The sequence below is a fragment of the Sphingobacteriales bacterium genome, assembly GCA_016706405.1.
Classification (GTDB): domain Bacteria; phylum Bacteroidota; class Bacteroidia; order Chitinophagales; family UBA2359; genus BJ6.
In genome coordinates this window covers 573,089-589,266 of record JADJJT010000002.1, presented here as the reverse complement: position 1 = coordinate 589,266, position 16,178 = coordinate 573,089, and the positions used below count along the sequence as shown (strand labels likewise).

The 16,178-nt window shown below is 38.5% G+C and carries 19 protein-coding genes; 11 read left to right on the top strand and 8 right to left on the bottom strand.

Annotation, left to right across the window (positions count from 1 at the left end; all coding sequences use genetic code 11):
• Positions 1-13: 13 nt before the first annotated feature.
• From lepB to IPI59_08630, 9 genes are all read left to right on the top strand, one after another.
• Positions 14-1,186 (top strand): signal peptidase I, encoded by a 1,173-nt coding sequence (gene lepB / locus IPI59_08670; GenBank protein ID MBK7527606.1) that lies wholly within the window; start codon positions 14-16, stop codon positions 1,184-1,186.
• A gap of 84 nt (positions 1,187-1,270) precedes the next feature.
• Positions 1,271-2,338, top strand: a complete 1,068-nt coding sequence (gene rfbB / locus IPI59_08665) for a dTDP-glucose 4,6-dehydratase (GenBank protein ID MBK7527605.1) — start codon at positions 1,271-1,273, stop codon at positions 2,336-2,338.
• A 142-nt stretch (positions 2,339-2,480) separates the two neighbouring features.
• On the top strand, positions 2,481-3,602 hold the full coding sequence (locus IPI59_08660; GenBank protein ID MBK7527604.1) for a tetratricopeptide repeat protein: 1,122 nt from the start codon (positions 2,481-2,483) through the stop codon (positions 3,600-3,602).
• 85 nt (positions 3,603-3,687) lie between these two features.
• Positions 3,688-4,143, top strand: a complete 456-nt coding sequence (locus tag IPI59_08655; protein MBK7527603.1) for a hypothetical protein — start codon at positions 3,688-3,690, stop codon at positions 4,141-4,143.
• 42 nt (positions 4,144-4,185) lie between these two features.
• Complete coding sequence (locus tag IPI59_08650) at positions 4,186-4,746, top strand: hypoxanthine phosphoribosyltransferase (GenBank protein MBK7527602.1); 561 nt, start codon at positions 4,186-4,188, stop codon at positions 4,744-4,746.
• Between the two features lie 299 nt (positions 4,747-5,045).
• Positions 5,046-5,441 (top strand): hypothetical protein, encoded by a 396-nt coding sequence (locus IPI59_08645; protein MBK7527601.1) that lies wholly within the window; start codon positions 5,046-5,048, stop codon positions 5,439-5,441.
• Positions 5,442-5,470: 29 nt separating this feature from the next.
• On the top strand, positions 5,471-7,795 hold the full coding sequence (locus IPI59_08640; GenBank protein MBK7527600.1) for a CotH kinase family protein: 2,325 nt from the start codon (positions 5,471-5,473) through the stop codon (positions 7,793-7,795).
• A gap of 73 nt (positions 7,796-7,868) precedes the next feature.
• Positions 7,869-8,702: a polyphosphate polymerase domain-containing protein gene (locus tag IPI59_08635; protein ID MBK7527599.1), complete on the top strand. Its 834-nt coding sequence runs from the start codon at positions 7,869-7,871 to the stop codon at positions 8,700-8,702.
• Positions 8,674-9,297: a DUF4956 domain-containing protein gene (locus IPI59_08630; GenBank protein MBK7527598.1), complete on the top strand. Its 624-nt coding sequence runs from the start codon at positions 8,674-8,676 to the stop codon at positions 9,295-9,297. The genes IPI59_08635 and IPI59_08630 overlap by 29 nt, the downstream gene beginning before the upstream one ends.
• A gap of 13 nt (positions 9,298-9,310) precedes the next feature.
• Here IPI59_08630 and IPI59_08625 read toward each other — a convergent pair whose 3' ends face one another.
• The 4 genes from IPI59_08625 to IPI59_08610 form a co-directional block, all read right to left on the bottom strand.
• The gene (locus tag IPI59_08625) at positions 9,311-9,745 is read right to left on the bottom strand and encodes a hypothetical protein (GenBank protein ID MBK7527597.1); all 435 of its coding nucleotides are present in this window, start codon (positions 9,743-9,745) and stop codon (positions 9,311-9,313) included.
• Positions 9,746-9,802: 57 nt separating this feature from the next.
• The gene (locus IPI59_08620) at positions 9,803-10,753 is read right to left on the bottom strand and encodes a class I SAM-dependent methyltransferase (GenBank protein ID MBK7527596.1); all 951 of its coding nucleotides are present in this window, start codon (positions 10,751-10,753) and stop codon (positions 9,803-9,805) included.
• A gap of 44 nt (positions 10,754-10,797) precedes the next feature.
• Positions 10,798-11,451, bottom strand: a complete 654-nt coding sequence (locus IPI59_08615) for a VTT domain-containing protein (protein ID MBK7527595.1) — start codon at positions 11,449-11,451, stop codon at positions 10,798-10,800.
• Positions 11,452-11,691: 240 nt separating this feature from the next.
• Positions 11,692-12,951, bottom strand: a complete 1,260-nt coding sequence (locus IPI59_08610; protein MBK7527594.1) for an aspartyl protease family protein — start codon at positions 12,949-12,951, stop codon at positions 11,692-11,694.
• 216 nt (positions 12,952-13,167) lie between these two features.
• Here IPI59_08610 and IPI59_08605 point away from each other — a divergent pair, with 216 nt between their 5' ends.
• The gene (locus tag IPI59_08605) at positions 13,168-13,356 is read left to right on the top strand and encodes a CcmD family protein (protein MBK7527593.1); all 189 of its coding nucleotides are present in this window, start codon (positions 13,168-13,170) and stop codon (positions 13,354-13,356) included.
• Positions 13,357-13,502: 146 nt separating this feature from the next.
• Positions 13,503-14,933, top strand: coding sequence for a Glu/Leu/Phe/Val dehydrogenase (locus tag IPI59_08600; GenBank protein MBK7527592.1), 1,431 nt, complete (start codon positions 13,503-13,505; stop codon positions 14,931-14,933).
• Between the two features lie 118 nt (positions 14,934-15,051).
• On the opposite strand, the gene IPI59_08595 is transcribed toward IPI59_08600, so the two are convergent.
• The 4 genes from IPI59_08595 to IPI59_08580 all read right to left on the bottom strand — a co-directional run bounded on the left by IPI59_08595 (position 15,052) and on the right by IPI59_08580 (position 16,132).
• On the bottom strand, positions 15,052-15,267 hold the full coding sequence (locus IPI59_08595; GenBank protein MBK7527591.1) for a transposase: 216 nt from the start codon (positions 15,265-15,267) through the stop codon (positions 15,052-15,054).
• A 22-nt stretch (positions 15,268-15,289) separates the two neighbouring features.
• Entirely contained in the window at positions 15,290-15,544 is a 255-nt protein-coding gene (locus IPI59_08590) for a hypothetical protein (GenBank protein MBK7527590.1), read from the bottom strand.
• Positions 15,545-15,755: 211 nt separating this feature from the next.
• Entirely contained in the window at positions 15,756-15,959 is a 204-nt protein-coding gene (locus IPI59_08585; GenBank protein ID MBK7527589.1) for a transposase family protein, read from the bottom strand.
• Positions 15,960-15,967: 8 nt separating this feature from the next.
• Positions 15,968-16,132 (bottom strand): transposase family protein, encoded by a 165-nt coding sequence (locus IPI59_08580; protein ID MBK7527588.1) that lies wholly within the window; start codon positions 16,130-16,132, stop codon positions 15,968-15,970.
• Positions 16,133-16,178: the final 46 nt, after the last annotated feature.

Sequence of the window (16,178 nt, the reverse complement as noted above, 5' to 3'; positions counted from 1 at the left end):
AGATAGCTAATATATGGGACTATTTAATAAAAATACATCCGGAGAAAAAACACCAAACAAGCCTTCGCCCAAGAAAGCAAAAAGTTTAAAACGCGAACTCATTGAGTTAGGCGTAATAGCCTTTATAATTGTTCCGCTTATTAATATGTTTGTACTACAATCGTACGCAATACCTACCAGTTCGATGGAAGGGGAATTGCTTACAGGCGACAAGTTATTTGTGAGTAAATTAAATTTTGGTCCACGCATCCCCAATACGCCTTTGGCGTTTCCGTACGTACATGATAGTCTTTTTGGTAGGAGGTCGTACTCTAAAGTGCCGTTATTGCCTTATATGCGCCTACCCGGATTTAGGGATTTGCAAGCCGGCGATATTGTTGTATTCAATCTTCCGGCCGATGCCGACCGCAAAATACCCGTTGACCGCCGTACCAATTACGTAAAACGCTGTGTTGCTGCCCCCGGAGATACTTTTCAGGTCGTTAACCGCGATGTATATTTAAATGGGCAAAAACAACCGCTGCCTCCAAATCACCAATTTCAATATGTAATTACGCTAAAAACCCCCGATGCATACTCAAGCACGGTAAAAGCATTAACAAAAAAAGGTATTTACGAACGGAATGACAGACATCGCAGCCCAATAAGTATTTCGCTTTGGCTTACTGATGAAAATGTAGCCTGGGCAAAAACATTGCCCAATGTTGAAAGCGTAGAATTAGACGAAGCCGCCGTACTGCCTCCCGGATTAGCCGAAAAATATTATTTCCCGCAAAACCCTGCTTACAATTGGAATGTGGACAATTTTGGGCCGCTTTACCTACCCAAAAAAGGCGACGTAATACAACTAACCGCCCAAAATTACCCCCTTTACGAACGCGCCATTAAAGTATATGAAAACAACCTCACCCTATCGTGGGCAAATGGCAGTGCTACGCTAAATGGCCAGCCTATTACCGAATACACCTTTAAAATGAACTACTTTTTTATGATGGGCGACAACAGACATAATAGTTTGGATTCGCGATTTTGGGGTTATGTTCCCGAAGACCATATTGTAGGTAAACCCGTATTTGTATGGCTTTCAACGCAAGATACCCCTAACAGCAGACACGGTTTTTTGAAACGGATGTTTAATGGCGAATGGAAAATCCGATGGAACAAAAGTTTCCGGATGGTACCCTAATTGATCCGGAAAAATAAAAATTACAGGAATTTAGCAACCTATATCAGCCGATAAATAGGCAATATCTGAAATAAAATAAAATAAATGAATTATCTATTTATAACCGGGGGAGCTGGTTTTATTGGCTCGCACGTGGTAAGGCGCTTTGTAAATTTACATGCCAACAAATACCATATTGTAAACATTGACTTGCTTACCTACGCCGGTAATTTGGCAAACTTAACCGATATTGCTACCCAGCCGAACTATACTTTTGAAAAAGCCGATATTGCCGACCTAAATCATATTGAGGCATTATTCCGGAAATACCCGTGCCAAGGCGTTATTCATTTAGCAGCCGAATCACATGTTGACCGTTCTATAACCGACCCCTTGGCTTTCGTCAAAACAAATATTTTGGGCACAGCTACCTTGCTAAGTACGGCTAAAAAAATATGGGCCGAACAAGGCATCAAAGGCCGTTTTTACCAAGTTTCGACAGACGAGGTATATGGCTCGCTTGGAGATTCCGGATTTTTTACTGAAACAACCCCCTACGACCCACGCTCGCCCTACTCGGCCAGTAAAGCCGCCGCCGACCATTTGGTTCGTGCTTATGGGCATACTTATGGCTTTGATGTGGTGTTGTCAAACTGTTCGAACAATTATGGGCCATATCAGTTTCCGGAAAAATTGATACCGCTGCTTATTAATAATATGGTACAAAACAAGCCTCTGCCAGTATATGGCGACGGCTTAAATGTGCGCGACTGGCTTTGGGTTGAAGACCATGCAGCCGCTATTGATACTATTTTTCATAAAGGCCAAACCTTAGAAACCTACAACGTAGGCGGTGGTAACGAATGGTCAAATATTAATTTAGTGCGTTTGCTTTGCCAATTAATGGATAAAGCCCTGCAACAACCGGCCGGAACTAACGAAAAACTAATATCGTTTGTTAAAGACCGCCCCGGCCACGACCAGCGCTATGCTATTGATGCCACAAAAATAACAAGCCAATTAGGTTGGCAGCCAAAAATGCCCTTCGAAGAGGGTTTAAAACAAACCATAAAATGGTATTTAACCAATAAAAATTGGTTGAACGCTATAACATCGGGGCAATACCGCCACTATTACGAGACACAGTACGGCAAACAATTGGAAAATGGATAATTGAAAATGGAAAATTTATAATAACAACCTACAACTCATTATTAAACCAAACTAAAACAAGATGCTCTTAATTAAAAATACCGGTAATTAATGCTGGTTCTTCCTTACTTTGTTTATACCCCAATCTTTTTAATAGGGCAATATGTTGCAACGTTTTTCTATATTATTTTTCGTTGGTTTGCTGGCTACAAACTTTTTTTTATTTAGTACCTTTTTAATAGCCCAAAATATTGACAATGTTGCCAACTACGCCGAAAAGGGCAAACAAGCGCTTGAGCAAAACCAATTTGAGCAAGCCCTTGCCAATTATGCAATGGCCTTGCAAACCGAACCTGCCAATACCGACTATATGTATGGCGCGGCAATGGCCAATTACAGACTAAAAAACTATACAGAAGCCAGCCAAATTTGCGAGAAAATTATTGCTAATTACCATTTTGACAGCAAATACTACCGCCTTTTAGCTAACTCTTACGATTTGTTGGGGCAATATCCTAAAGCCTTAGAGACCTTAGCACAAGGCATGAAAATGAACAAATACGATGGCGCGCTGCATTTCGATTTGGGTATTATTGAATTAGAGCGCGGCAATATGCAAGCCGCTATCGCTGCCTTTGAAAATGGCATTGCCGCCCAACCTGTATGGGCCGATAACTATTATATGGCCGCCAAACTTTACGCCGACTCGAACGAACCTTTTTGGGCACTTGCTTATGCCGAAATTTTTATAAACTTAGAGCGCAGCACCGAGCGATGGGAAGAAATGACAAATTTGTTGTTTAACACCTATATTAAATGCTTTAATCCGGATGCTGAAAACCAACAAAAACAGGCAAGTATTCAACTTCAAAACAGGCCGCCCAACAGTTTTGCCAATCTGTACCAATCTATATGGAAAATTATGCAAAAAAATGGTTTACTCAATCTACAAATAGCAACTCTCAACAATACCGATACCGCAACAATAGCTAAAAACTTAACTAATATAATCGAAATTCGAAAAACTTTTTTCGACCTTTGGAAGCAAATTGCCCCAATTGAGTTGGCAAACCCTTTGTTTGATTACCACAAAACCTTAAACGATTACTCCTATTTTGAAGCCTATACTCATTGGATATTTAGCAAAACAGCTACAGGGCCATTTTTTAGTTTTCAAAGCAAAAACTACGAAAAATATATGCGCTATATTGAATGGTACATTGGCAACCCCATAAAAATTAACTTCACTAATTATTTCGTTAGAATGAATTTTGAAGCAAAATAATCCGGATAATACTAATTAAAAAACTTAAACACGATAAAACACCTATCTTTGTGGTATCAATTTTATCCGGAACTCAATATCTATTATGCGCAAAGTTAGTATATTAAATCCCGCCAAATATAGTTTTGCTGTAAGCAGCGACCCACATGGTTTTATTGCCGCGTTTTTAACCTTTGCCGCAACCGACAACGATACTACCCTTGACGAAATAATTGACTCGCTACAAGATGAAGAGATAGGCTTTTATATGATTGATAGTTTTTTTGTGTACCGTATTGAAGACCAAGACGACTGGGACCTGTTAGAACCAGACGAGGAGCAACAAGCAAAACTTTTAAATAACCCCTGTATGCTGCAATACGAAACTGAGGGTAAATTTGGAGATACAAACTCGGTAGTACTTGACTTAGACGAGTTAGTTGATATTTTAAAGCAAACAGCGCAATTAGCATTACAAATAGAAGATGATTTTAATGAGAAAATAGACGATAATGATGATGAAGTAAATGTTTTGAGTGGTGGCAAACCCGATAAAGTTTAAAATAAACCATTATTTATATACCAATTTAAATAGTTTGTTAAAATGAACCCAATCAACCCAAAAGCAGAAACCATTTGGATTCATAACAAGCCGTTTGAGCCTTATATTAACGCCGCGCAAATTGCCCAAGTTACCGCCTTGTTAGCTGCCGAATTGCAACATAGGTTTGCCAACCAACAAGTAGTTTTTTTGCCCATTTTAAACGGTGCTTTCATATTTGCATCAGATTTAATAAGGCAATATACCCAACCCTGCGAAGTTAGTTTTGTAAAATATCAAACATATAGCGGCACAGCCAGCACCGGAAATCTAAACCGATTAATTGGCTTAGATACACAACTTGCCGGCAAAACCATTATTATTATTGAAGATATAATTGACACTGGTTTTACCATCAACCAACTCATGAATGACTTGGAAGCAATACCCAATGTAACTGCTTTTATTGTAAGTTTATTGTTTAAGCCAGCCGCACTGCAACACCCAAAAGCCGAGCCGCATTTAACGGGTTTTCGCATTCCAAATAAATTTGTTGTTGGCTATGGCCTTGATTATGATGGGCTGGGCCGAAATTTGCCCGATATCTATCAAATTATAACTTAGAAAAACCGCTACTTGTTGTTTCCGGAGAAAACCAGATTTCCCATTCTTTTTTGAGGGATGGTTTTGAATCGCGAGGTTTTACCTTGTTTTTAATTCGGAGCTGAAAAACGCCGGCAGACTCAAATATTGCTTGCTTAATAAAATCGAAACTGTAGTAAAGATGCTATTAGCCAACATTTTATAAGCAATTAACAAACTAATTGCCGTTTTATTTCTTTTTTTGGCATAAATTTACAAAATTTGCACCCGGTTAAATTTTGCCAATATTGGCTTAATAATAGTGTAATATTTTTTAATTTATGTTTGCAAAGTCCATTTTTTTTATTAGCTGCTTTTTTATTATTGTTACCCTATTTAGTTGCTCAAAAGAGGCAGGCGAAGGTGGCACCTCTACTATATATGGTACTGTTTGGGTTATAGACTACGACAAAGATGGCAATTTAAAAGGCGAATATTTTGGCTTTGATGAAGACGTTTTTATTGTCTATGGCGATAACGACGTAATTGATGAAAAAACAAGTACCAATTATAATGGCAAATACGAGTTTAATTACCTCCGGAAAGGAACTTATACTATTTATGCCTACTCAAATTGCGACACTTGTATCTCTGAGATGAAACCTGTCATACAAACCGTTGAAATAACTGACAACAATTCGGCTGTTGAAGCACCTCAATTAGTGGTAATCCGGTAAATTTGAATATTGCCTTTTTCTTGCTGTTCATGCACAAAATTTTACTTTTACTTGCTTTTTCTGCATTTTTTATGGTGGGCGGTGTTTTGTTTACACAAGCCCAAACTACGTTTTACAATGTAAATGCCATTCAAAAAATTGAGCTTACCTTTAAGCAGTCTAACTGGGACTATCAAATGGATACGGCCAAGCAAAAATTTGGTTCGAACATTATAGCTGCCACCTGTGTGATTAATGGCACTGTTTTTGACAGTGTAGGTGTGCGATACAAAGGCAATAGCTCATACGATAGTAAATCAGACAAAAACCCATTACACATTGAATTGGACGATGTAAAAAAACAAGATTACCAAGGATTTACAAATATTAAACTATCGAATGGCGTTTTTGACCCGGCAGTTATTCGCGAGGTATTTGCCTATCAAATTGCAAACAAATACATGCACAGCGCACGTGCTAATTTTGCCGAAGTTTATATTAATGGCAAACTAATTGGCTTATATACCAACGTAGAGTCTATTAACAAAGAATTTTTAAGCGACCATTTCTATAGCTCGGGCAATACTTTTTTTAAATGCAATCCCGAAAAAGTAGGAGAAGAGCCCTCGGCAGTCAGCAGTTTAGAATATATAAGCAAAGATAGCAGTAAATATTACCAAAATTACGAACTAAAGTCGGATTATGGCTGGACAGACCTAGTTAATTTTTGCGACACCCTTAAAAATCATCCGGATAAATTAGAAAGTATCTTAGACATAGACCGCGCCCTGTGGATGCTTGCTTTTAACAATGTTTGTATCAATTTAGACAGCTACTCGGGTAGTTTTAGGCAAAATTTTTATCTTTATAAAGATGATAATGGAAGATTGACCCCCATTATTTGGGATTTAAATATGTCGTTTGGCGGTTTTTCCCTTGCCAATTCCGGATGGGGCGGCGGTTTAAGTTTAACGCAAATGCAAAAACTTAGCCCCGACCTCCACAAAAACGATACCGGATGGCCTATGATTATGCAATTATTAGCAAACAAATCGTGGTATAAACGATATATTGCCCACATGCGCACTATTGTTGCCGAAAATTTTACAAATCAAGATTATTTAACCACCACCAATGCCTTGCGCACCCTTATTGACGATGAAGTTAAGAACGACCCCAACGGTATGTACTCGTACAACGACTTTTTAAATGGCATGGATAAAAGCAAAAATATTGGCTTTTTTAATGTGCCCGGCATCTCGCAATTAATGGATAAACGCGCAACTAATTTAGCTGAAACCGAGCAGTTTAAAGCACAACCACCCACTATTGGCAACTTAACTAATACACCCCTGCAGCCTAAACTAAACGAATTAATTTGGATTACCGCCCAAGTAGAAAATGCTAATGACAACCAAGTTTGGCTGTATTACCGTGCCCAAACCCCTACTATATTTTTACCTCTGCCAATGTTCGATGACGGCTTAAACAACGACGGTGCCGCCAATGATGGCATTTTTGGGACTTCGCTAACCATGCCCAATACCAAAATTGAATATTATATTTATGCCGAAAATGATAACGCCGCCGCTTTACTGCCCCCACGTGCCGAATACGAATTTTTAACCTTAGAAGCAGCAATTACGCCAATTCCGGATAATATGTTGGTGATTAACGAAATTTTAGCCGTCAACCAAACCACCAATACCGATGCCGCAGGCCAATACGAAGACTGGTTAGAACTATACAACAACGGCACCGAGCCGCTAAACTTATCGGGGGTGTACTTAACCGACAACCAGGCAAAACCCACCAAATGGGAGTTTCCGCTAAACACAGTTATTAATCCCCAAACGTATTTAATAGTTTGGCTCGATGAAGATGAAAATCAACCCGGATTACATGCTAATTTTAAACTGTCGGGCAATGGCGAAGAACTTAGAGTAGGCTATGCAAATGGCATTTTAATTGACAGCATAATTTTTGGTGCGCAAAAGCCCGATGTTTCAATGTCGCGTTGTGCTAATGGCCAGGGCGATTTTATGCAAACGACCCCAAGTTTTGAATTGCCTAATAATTGTAACACCTCCGGATGGAACGACGAACTGCCCGCCCAAATTGGCCAAAACATTCAAATTTGGCCAAATCCGGCATCAAAAGCTAACAGCGATCTGCTTCATATAGAAATGCCCAACCAAATACCCATTAAAAATGTAAGCATTTCAAATTTATATGGGCAAGTTTTATCCCAGCAAAACTATTTAAGCAACCAACACCAAACCGGTATTACCTTACCTATAGCGTATTTAAACGCCGGGATGTATATTGTTACAATTAACCATGCTTTTAATACTAAACTAATTATCAGTAAATAAATAAAACAAAAACAGCCGAAATACTATTGGTTAATTTAGAACCCAGTTTATAAACCCCTTTATTAATTAGCAAATGTCAGCAAATACGCCCATAGCAGCAGCATTAGAAACTATTACCCCCGAGTATATAAAATCATTACAAACAGCACTTAACGCATTTGCCCCTATAGACCTAACTGAAATAAGTGAGGCCGCTTTACAAGACCGCAAAGACACTAAATTAACAATTCCGGCATTAGCCTTACCGCAGTTGTTAAACCAACTAACCCCCTACTACCGTGTTTTAGAGGTAAACCAGCATCGCCTTTGCGCTTACGAATCGTTGTATTTTGATACCCCAAATTTAGATCTTTACTACCACCACCTAAATGGCCACCTAAACCGCCATAAAGTTCGTTTTAGACGCTATACAGCCAACGGAGTCGTTTTTTTTGAACTTAAATTTAAAAATAATAAAAAGCGAACCATTAAAATTCGCGAGCCGTTTTCGCAAATTGATACCCAAATTACAGCCGACCACCTGCCCTTTTTAGATGATATTGCCAGCATTAACCCCGCCGAGTTGCAAGCGCAAATGTGGGTGTATTTTTACCGCATTAGCTTAGTTAGCTTAGATGCAAACGAACGGGCAACCATAGACGTTGGCTTAAAATTTAATGCGTTTGACAGCAAAAACGCTGTGGGTTTGCCAAATATTTGTATTATAGAGGTTAAACGCCCCTCGGTGGGTGTAAGGTCGCCTTTATTACAATTGGTGTACGATACCCTACCCCACTCAAAAAGTATAAGTAAATATGTATTGGGTATGTGCAAATTACACCCAACACTTAAACAAAACCGTTTGAAACCCTATTTTTTAGCCATCAACAAATTATTTAATGAGCATGCTGCAAACTATACTACTTAATTTAAGCGAGTCTTTAGGAAATTTTCAAGATTTGAGCCCTTTACTGCTTCGCTTTTCACTTGACCTTATTATTACCTTTTTAATTGTAAAAGTAGTTTATAGGCCCACCAAAAACTCGGCAAGCTATCAATTTACATTTTACACCTTTAACATTCTCATATTTTTTGTATGCTACTTAATGACCAGCGTTAAACTCGATATAGGTTTTGCCTTTGGTCTGTTTGCCCTCTTTAGCATAATAAGGTACCGCACCGACTCGATAGAAATTACCGAAATGACTTACCTATTTGCTATAATTTGTATAGCGGTAGTTAACTCAATAAGTAACAATAATATGTCGGTTGTTGAACTTGTACTTATTAATATAATTATTTTAATTAGTATGTTGGTTATTGACAGGGCATTTTTTGGCGAAAAATTGATGATGCAACGCATTCAATACGAAAAAATTGACCTTATTAAACCCGAAGTGCGCGACAAAATGTTAGAAGATTTGCGCAACCGCACCGGCTACGACGTTGTAAAAGTGGATGTTATAAATATTAATTTTTTGAACGATACTGCCGAAGTAAAAATTTATTACCGGATGCCATAGCCAAATAACAGCGTTACGTCATTCTTTTATAACTACGGCCATTTATTACTAAGTGGTCGTTTTTTTTATCTATACCAAGTTCTAATATTTGAGGGTTTAGGTTACCGTCGCCATCCAAACTGCTTACCTCAACCATTACGGCGTTTTCAACTTCGTGTAAAATTTTGTATTGCCCTGTTTGTTTGAACTCTGGATGTGCTTGGATTGAAAAAACACCATTTTTAAATACATACATAATTTGCCAGGTCGTCCCTTCAAAATCGTGGCCTTTGCGAAGCCATTGCCCTTCAATAAAAGGTGCAAGGCGCATAGGCTTTAACCCGCGCACCGGAAACTTCCAAGTTACAAGAATGGCAGCTGCTAAAATAAGCACCATGGCAAAAGCATAGGCTTCAATATCGTTAGAGCCAAGCCATGCTAAAATGTAGTTTTGTAAATATAAAAACATAATATGTACAGTAAAACACAGTATATTATAACGCGAAACAGCGTGTTATTGTGGCATCTATTTTTTGAACACTAATAGTTTATAACAAATTATATTTTGTTTAATTAGCTGCGCCGCCAAGGCTCCGGCCATTAAATGGCGCATTGTTAAACCCATATAACCACCTAATTTATAAGATAAGCCCGCCAAAAAAGGATAGGGACTTATCCATTTTTGCCAACCACGCTCAAAAGCAGTTAATCCGGGCAAAACTGCCCCCGAAAAATTGGAATTTTTTACCAATTCAAAACCATTTTTTTTAGCGGCCTCAATCCACTCAGCTTCATGTTTAAAAGTAGGTGCGGCAAATGCTACCGATAACAGTTTAACGGCTGTTAGCTCGTTGTTGGTTATTTGTTGGTGCGATTTTGTGGTATAGCCATCAAAAACTACCAAACAGCAATTTTTATTTAAAACCCGATGTGCTTCGGCTAAAACTTTTTCCGGATGAAAAGCATGGCACAATGCCTCAACAGCCAATAAACCCGTAAAAGATTGATTTTCGAAGGGCAGCGCCTCAAAATTTCCGGATACAAATTTTATATTTTGTAATTTACGCTGCACTGCATTATTCTGGGCAATTTCTATGTTCTTAGGTGTAATGTCTAAGCCGGTAAACTTTGCCCGAGGGTTTTGTTTTGCTAACCAAATACAGTTATAACCCTGCCCGCAACCTAATTCTAAAATAGAGTTTTGATTGTTATAGTCGGCAAAACTGTTGGTATTAAAATAAGTATTGGCCAAATAGGCTTGGGCTTGTAACGCCTGATGATGCCCTTTAAAATTGCCTATATTGTAAAGCGGAAAATGCATTGCGCCCTGCGGCGAGTGCAATTTTCGGTATAAGGGTATTAATTTTTGATAATAATTTTGTGTATCTGAAAGAGCAGTTTGAGGCCTCAACAGATTGTTTATGCCCATAGTTTTATCTATAAAAGCTAAACTATTAACTAATTGGCTGTTGGGCATTTTTTAAAGAAACAAAATAAAATTAGCAGATTTAACAGCGCAACCTACTTTTGTACTGCACTTGTTTTTGCCCGTCTGGCAGCAATAAATTTATTGATAATGGCATACAAAAAGGGCAAGTAACTTATTATAATAATAGCTAAAATAACAATCGAAAAATTATTTTTTACGATAGGAATTTGGCCAAATAAATAACCCATTAGCACTAATGATACTACCCAAGCAATAGCACTAATAATATTGTAAAAAGTATATTTAGCTTTATCCATCAGGCTAATGCCCGCTACAAAAGGCACAAACGTTCTGAACAAGGGCAAATATCGGCCAATAATTATAGCTTTTGAGCCATGTTTTTTGTAAAACTCTTGTGCACTTGTTAAATGTTCTTTTTTAATAAATCGGTTACCTTGCTTAAAAATTTTTGGCCCCACATAACTGCCAATCATATAATTTACTTGGTTACCCAAAAAGGCTGCTCCTATTAATAATGGCACTACAAACCACAAATTAATAGAACCAAGTGCGGCAAGCGCACCCACGGGAAACAACAACGAATCTCCGGGTAAAAATGGGGCTACTACTAATCCGGTTTCACAAAAAATTATTAAAAATAAAATTAGGTATATCCAAACGCCGTAATTTGCAATCAGAAACTCCAAATGCGTATCAACAGACATCAAAAAATCAAATGCATTAATAATATATTCCATAATTTAAACTGAGGTAGAAGCCAATTTTAGTTTTTTTGTGCGAAAGGCTTTTATATAACCATTTTATTGCCATTTAGTTGTGTAATCATTAAAAATAGTTGAAAATGGTTTAGTTATTTTGAGGTTATGCTATAAAAGTAAATTCGGTTTTATTTTTTTTCCCTTTATCCGGAATACTAAATTGGAATTGAGCTACAAATTTAAGACTTTAATCAAACGAATAGTTGGTTATAGCTCATCGGACAAAACGAAGCAAATGCGTTTTTGTTGTTGTGTTTGGTGTTGTTTAATAGTTAGGCAACATTTTTTACCTACTCGTTTGTCTAAAATATAATAAAGCTCGCCTATTGATGTTAAAGGGGTGCCATTTATACTTAATATTTGGTCGTTTTGTTGTAAGCCCGCCTTTGCCGCTGCCGAGTTTGGCCTGATATATTGGATAATAAACTGATTAAAATTAACACCTTGGGCAACTACCTCTAAACCGCTGAGGTTATTCGAAAAAGGCCGTTTTACTTGTGCGTTAGGTTTTAAAGCCAATATGCCCTCGTTGTAGTTAAAAATTAAAGTAAACCTGCGCAACACCTCACCTCCTACAATGCCGTTCCAGGTATTTGACGTATCAAAGCTTGGTTTAAGCGCACTCGTATCGGGGTAAGTTGTAATTACTTGCGAAAAGGAGTAATTTGGCAAATTTAAAGCTTTCACCCGGCCTAAATACCCATAAATATCTCCGCCCATACCAGTTCCTAAAAAGGTATGCTGCGCGTGTTGTGGCACGCTAACCAAGCGGGGGTCAAGCGAAAGGGCATGGCTCGAACCGGTATCTATCAATATCTCATGGATAGTTGTATCGGCGTTGCTATGTACCACCTCAATGGGCGTGTATGGCTTGCCATTGGCAATTTTTAGTGGTAATTGCCGGTATTTTTTAAGGCTTTTTTTAAATTTTTTAGGATTAATAAGCACCAGTTTTTTCTGGCCATAATCTATTTTAACAATAAAATCTCTAAAAAAATCATGGCCAATAATACCATATACTGTTTGCCCTACCACCCCCGAGAAATCAATTAGCCCCTGTGGTAAAATAAGCAACTGCAAATATTTGCCCTCAATCATATTGCCAATATCAATACGGTTGTTAATTGAAATACCAGCCTCAATAAAAGATTCCTCGCCCACTCCCGTCAAAGCAACTTTTCGCCCCTCTACCTTGCGCACATTAATTAAAGGCAAAATAGCAGGCTCGGTTATTACGGTATTTTCAACCCCGGTATCTAAAATGAAACGCAATTCGGGCGAGCCATTAATCCGAAGTTTTATGATTAACAAATTATGAATAACCTCAATAGGAATAGTAATATGCTTATAATAGCCAGTAACCCTAAATCCCGGATAAGTGCTGTTTTGCCCGTGAACTTTATTGTTAGAAGGGGCAAAGAAGATGAAAACAAGTAAAAATAAAAACGGCAAACTAAAAATGCGCATCACAAAAAAATAAAACTAATAACTATCCGTCTCGAAAGCACGAAATTACCAACTTCTTTTTTAAAACCTATACTTTTAACAGCTAAATGAACGAAAATATAATTACCTTTGTGGTCAATTTAAAACCTATTAAGTATGAGGCTTTTCGGCACGTATTTTAATAAGATTTGGCTTAAAATTTTGTTCCTTTTATCCGGATCCGGATATTTGCTACCCATGTCGGGCAAAGCACAAAATACAGCCAATCCAAACTCGCAGGTTGAAATGGCCGACTTTTTCTATTCTTCCGGAAAAATTTATGTAGTTATTGGTGTTATTGCCATTATTTTTATAGGAATCGTGTTATTTTTAATATGGTTAGAACGCCGAATTGCAAAACTCGAAAAAGAACAATCGAACCATTAATTCCATTAAAAAAAACAACAACAAAACGACCGAAATTAAAATAATATTCAAATAAAAGTTTTGTGCAATCAAATATAGTTTGCTCTTTTTTTATCCGGAAAAACTCCCAATAATTCATAACTAACAATTCATAATTCATAATTAATATGTCTGTTATTAAACCCGGCGAAATGAGTTTTTATCAAGGTGTTGAACACTATTTTGATAAAGCTGCTGCCCACACCTCGTACCACAAAGGTTTACTCGACCAAATTAAAGCTTGTAACAGCATTTTGCAAGTTCGTTTTCCAGTACGTGTTGATGACGGTTATCAGGTAATTGAAGCCTACCGCGTTCAGCATAGCCACCACAAACAGCCCTGTAAAGGTGGTATTCGGTATAGTGAAGAAGTAAACCAAGATGAAGTAATGGCCTTAGCTGCACTAATGACCTACAAATGTGCCATCGTTGATGTGCCTTTTGGAGGTGCGAAAGGAGGTATAAAAATAAACCCACGCAAATACAGCGAAGAAACCCTGCAACGTATTACCCGCCGCTACACCACCGAACTTATTAAAAAGAACTTTATAGGCCCCGGCATTGACGTGCCCGCCCCCGACATGGGCACAGGTGCCCGCGAAATGGCATGGATTTTAGACACTTACTTAACCTTTAACCCCAATAATATTGACGGTTACGGCTGTGTAACAGGTAAACCTATCTCGCAAGGAGGCGTGCGTGGCCGTGTTGAAGCTACCGGCTTAGGTGTATTTTATGGCCTTAATGCCCTTTGTAGCAATGCCGAAGATATGAAACAGTTAGGCTTAACTCCCGGCATTGAAGGCAAACGAGTAGTTGTACAAGGCTTGGGCAATGTAGGCTCTAACGCTGCCGAAATTTTTGAAAAGCATGGTGCTATTATAGTTGGCCTTGGAGAGTACGAAGGCTCTATATACAACCCTAAAGGCTTAGATGTTAAAGCAGTTTTGGCACACCGCAAAGCTACCGGCAAAATTACAGATTTTGAGGGCGCAAAAAATATAGGCGATAGCGCTGCCTGTTTAGAATTAGAATGTGATATTTTAATTCCGGCAGCGATAGAACGTGTTATCCATGCCGGAAATGCCGACAGAATTAAAGCCAAAATTATCGGCGAAGCAGCCAACGGGCCCGTTACCCCCGAAGCCGAACCCGTTTTGGTAAAAAAAGGTATTTGGGTAGTACCCGATATATTTTTAAACGCCGGAGGTGTTACCGTTTCGTATTTCGAATGGCTTAAAAACCTTTCACACGTTAGGTTTGGTCGTATGGACAAACGTTTCCAAGAACATAGCCATTCTAATATGCTAAAAACTATAGAAAATCTTACAGGCCGCAGCGTATCTCCCTTTGAACGCGAAATGATAACCAAAGGTGCCAGCGAAGCTGATTTGGTTTATTCGGGCTTAGAAGAAACAATGGTAAACTCATACCTCCAAATTCGCGAAACCTTTAAAAGCAATGCCGCCATTGAAGCCGAAGGTTTGCGAACCGCCGCCTTTATTGTAGCTTTAGAAAAGGTAGCAACCTCGTACATGGAATTAGGTATTTTCCCGTAATTAGCTAATAATTTGGCGAATTAAAACAGAAAAATAGTCCATAGAATATTTATTTATGGGCTATTTTGGCTTAATGGACAAAAATGATCAGGTTAAACGCATTAAAATAGTGGTTGGATTAATTTGAGGAGATACATATCGTTCCAAGCGGCGATGTGTCTTCGTTTTTTAATACTGTTTTGTCGTCATTTTGGGTTAAGATTTGTAGGGCTATTTTTCTGAGAGTAGCAAAGTTTTCAGCAGCATATTTGGTTCTGCTACGATTATGGTCTTCATTAAAGACAACATCGAGCATCCAGTGTAGGTTGTTTTCAATACCCAGTGGTTTCGGCAAATTGTCAAAGCGTTTTGTGGACTTATATCGAGACTGGGTGAGGTAATAGCGAACTTCCTGAGTAGTTTTTTTCGGGTTGGTTTTTCAAAGTTCGCTCGGCAATAATACGAATAATTGATTGGCAATCCTTGAATTTTGCAGCCGAATCGACAAAAAACAATTGATTTAGCACCGTACAGGTGCGTTTTTCGATGCGTCCGCCGTTGTACTCCACTTTTTCGAAACTTGGCAGTTGAGCAGCTAATGATGAAAATCGGCTGACGGTTTCTTCAAACAAAACACCTTGCTCTTTTTCAGTGCCACATAATCTGCCTTTTTATTACGGATTTGCTCGGCTATATGGGGCTGACAAGCAATGGCATCTATACTAACTATGCTGCCCTGCCAGTTCGAGAGCATCCAAAAGTTCGGGGATTGCCGTCTTTTCGTTGCTCTTTGCTGCCACCTTTGCTGCCCCAACACCAAACGCTGCTCACACGCCCAAGCAGTTACAATGCATATACCGCTTTTTTTGACCCTGAACGGTCGGTTCCGCATAAAACCTTGCCATCAATACAGACCTGTTTGTCGGCTAAAAAACCTAAAAGTTCCTTCGACCAACGATATAAACTTGACGAAAACGCATCTTTGTCTAAGTGCTGAAATACTCGGTTGAAAGTGTCGTGAGAGGGAATGCCGTTGGGTAATTCCATAAATGTCTTTAAAAAGACAATTTTTGACGACCATACTCGGCTATTTCCTCAAAATCCTCCGCACCACTTACCACTGCACATAAACTAATAAGCAATATCTCAGGCAGGCTATACAACTTCTTGCGGTTTATACGAAAATCCTTTACTTCGGCGAAAAATTTAATTGTTTCCATGCCGCAAAAATAATTCCTATCTGGCTTTCTTTTATTTTTAATGCGT

What these genes read in the sequence shown, in the direction of transcription:
- lepB (MBK7527606.1), top strand. Translation starts at nt 14, where the DNA reads ATGGGACTATTTAATAAAAATACATCCGGAGAAAAAACACCAAACAAG.
- rfbB (MBK7527605.1), top strand. Translation starts at nt 1,271, where the DNA reads ATGAATTATCTATTTATAACCGGGGGAGCTGGTTTTATTGGCTCGCAC.
- IPI59_08660 (MBK7527604.1), top strand. Translation starts at nt 2,481, where the DNA reads ATGTTGCAACGTTTTTCTATATTATTTTTCGTTGGTTTGCTGGCTACA.
- IPI59_08655 (MBK7527603.1), top strand. Translation starts at nt 3,688, where the DNA reads ATGCGCAAAGTTAGTATATTAAATCCCGCCAAATATAGTTTTGCTGTA.
- IPI59_08650 (MBK7527602.1), top strand. Translation starts at nt 4,186, where the DNA reads ATGAACCCAATCAACCCAAAAGCAGAAACCATTTGGATTCATAACAAG.
- IPI59_08645 (MBK7527601.1), top strand. Translation starts at nt 5,046, where the DNA reads ATGTTTGCAAAGTCCATTTTTTTTATTAGCTGCTTTTTTATTATTGTT.
- IPI59_08640 (MBK7527600.1), top strand. Translation starts at nt 5,471, where the DNA reads ATGCACAAAATTTTACTTTTACTTGCTTTTTCTGCATTTTTTATGGTG.
- IPI59_08635 (MBK7527599.1), top strand. Translation starts at nt 7,869, where the DNA reads ATGTCAGCAAATACGCCCATAGCAGCAGCATTAGAAACTATTACCCCC.
- IPI59_08630 (MBK7527598.1), top strand. Translation starts at nt 8,674, where the DNA reads ATGAGCATGCTGCAAACTATACTACTTAATTTAAGCGAGTCTTTAGGA.
- IPI59_08625 (MBK7527597.1), bottom strand. Translation starts at nt 9,745, where the DNA reads ATGTTTTTATATTTACAAAACTACATTTTAGCATGGCTTGGCTCTAAC.
- IPI59_08620 (MBK7527596.1), bottom strand. Translation starts at nt 10,753, where the DNA reads ATGCCCAACAGCCAATTAGTTAATAGTTTAGCTTTTATAGATAAAACT.
- IPI59_08610 (MBK7527594.1), bottom strand. Translation starts at nt 12,951, where the DNA reads ATGCGCATTTTTAGTTTGCCGTTTTTATTTTTACTTGTTTTCATCTTC.
- IPI59_08605 (MBK7527593.1), top strand. Translation starts at nt 13,168, where the DNA reads ATGTCGGGCAAAGCACAAAATACAGCCAATCCAAACTCGCAGGTTGAA.
- IPI59_08600 (MBK7527592.1), top strand. Translation starts at nt 13,503, where the DNA reads ATGTCTGTTATTAAACCCGGCGAAATGAGTTTTTATCAAGGTGTTGAA.
- IPI59_08585 (MBK7527589.1), bottom strand. Translation starts at nt 15,959, where the DNA reads ATGGAATTACCCAACGGCATTCCCTCTCACGACACTTTCAACCGAGTA.
- IPI59_08580 (MBK7527588.1), bottom strand. Translation starts at nt 16,132, where the DNA reads ATGGAAACAATTAAATTTTTCGCCGAAGTAAAGGATTTTCGTATAAAC.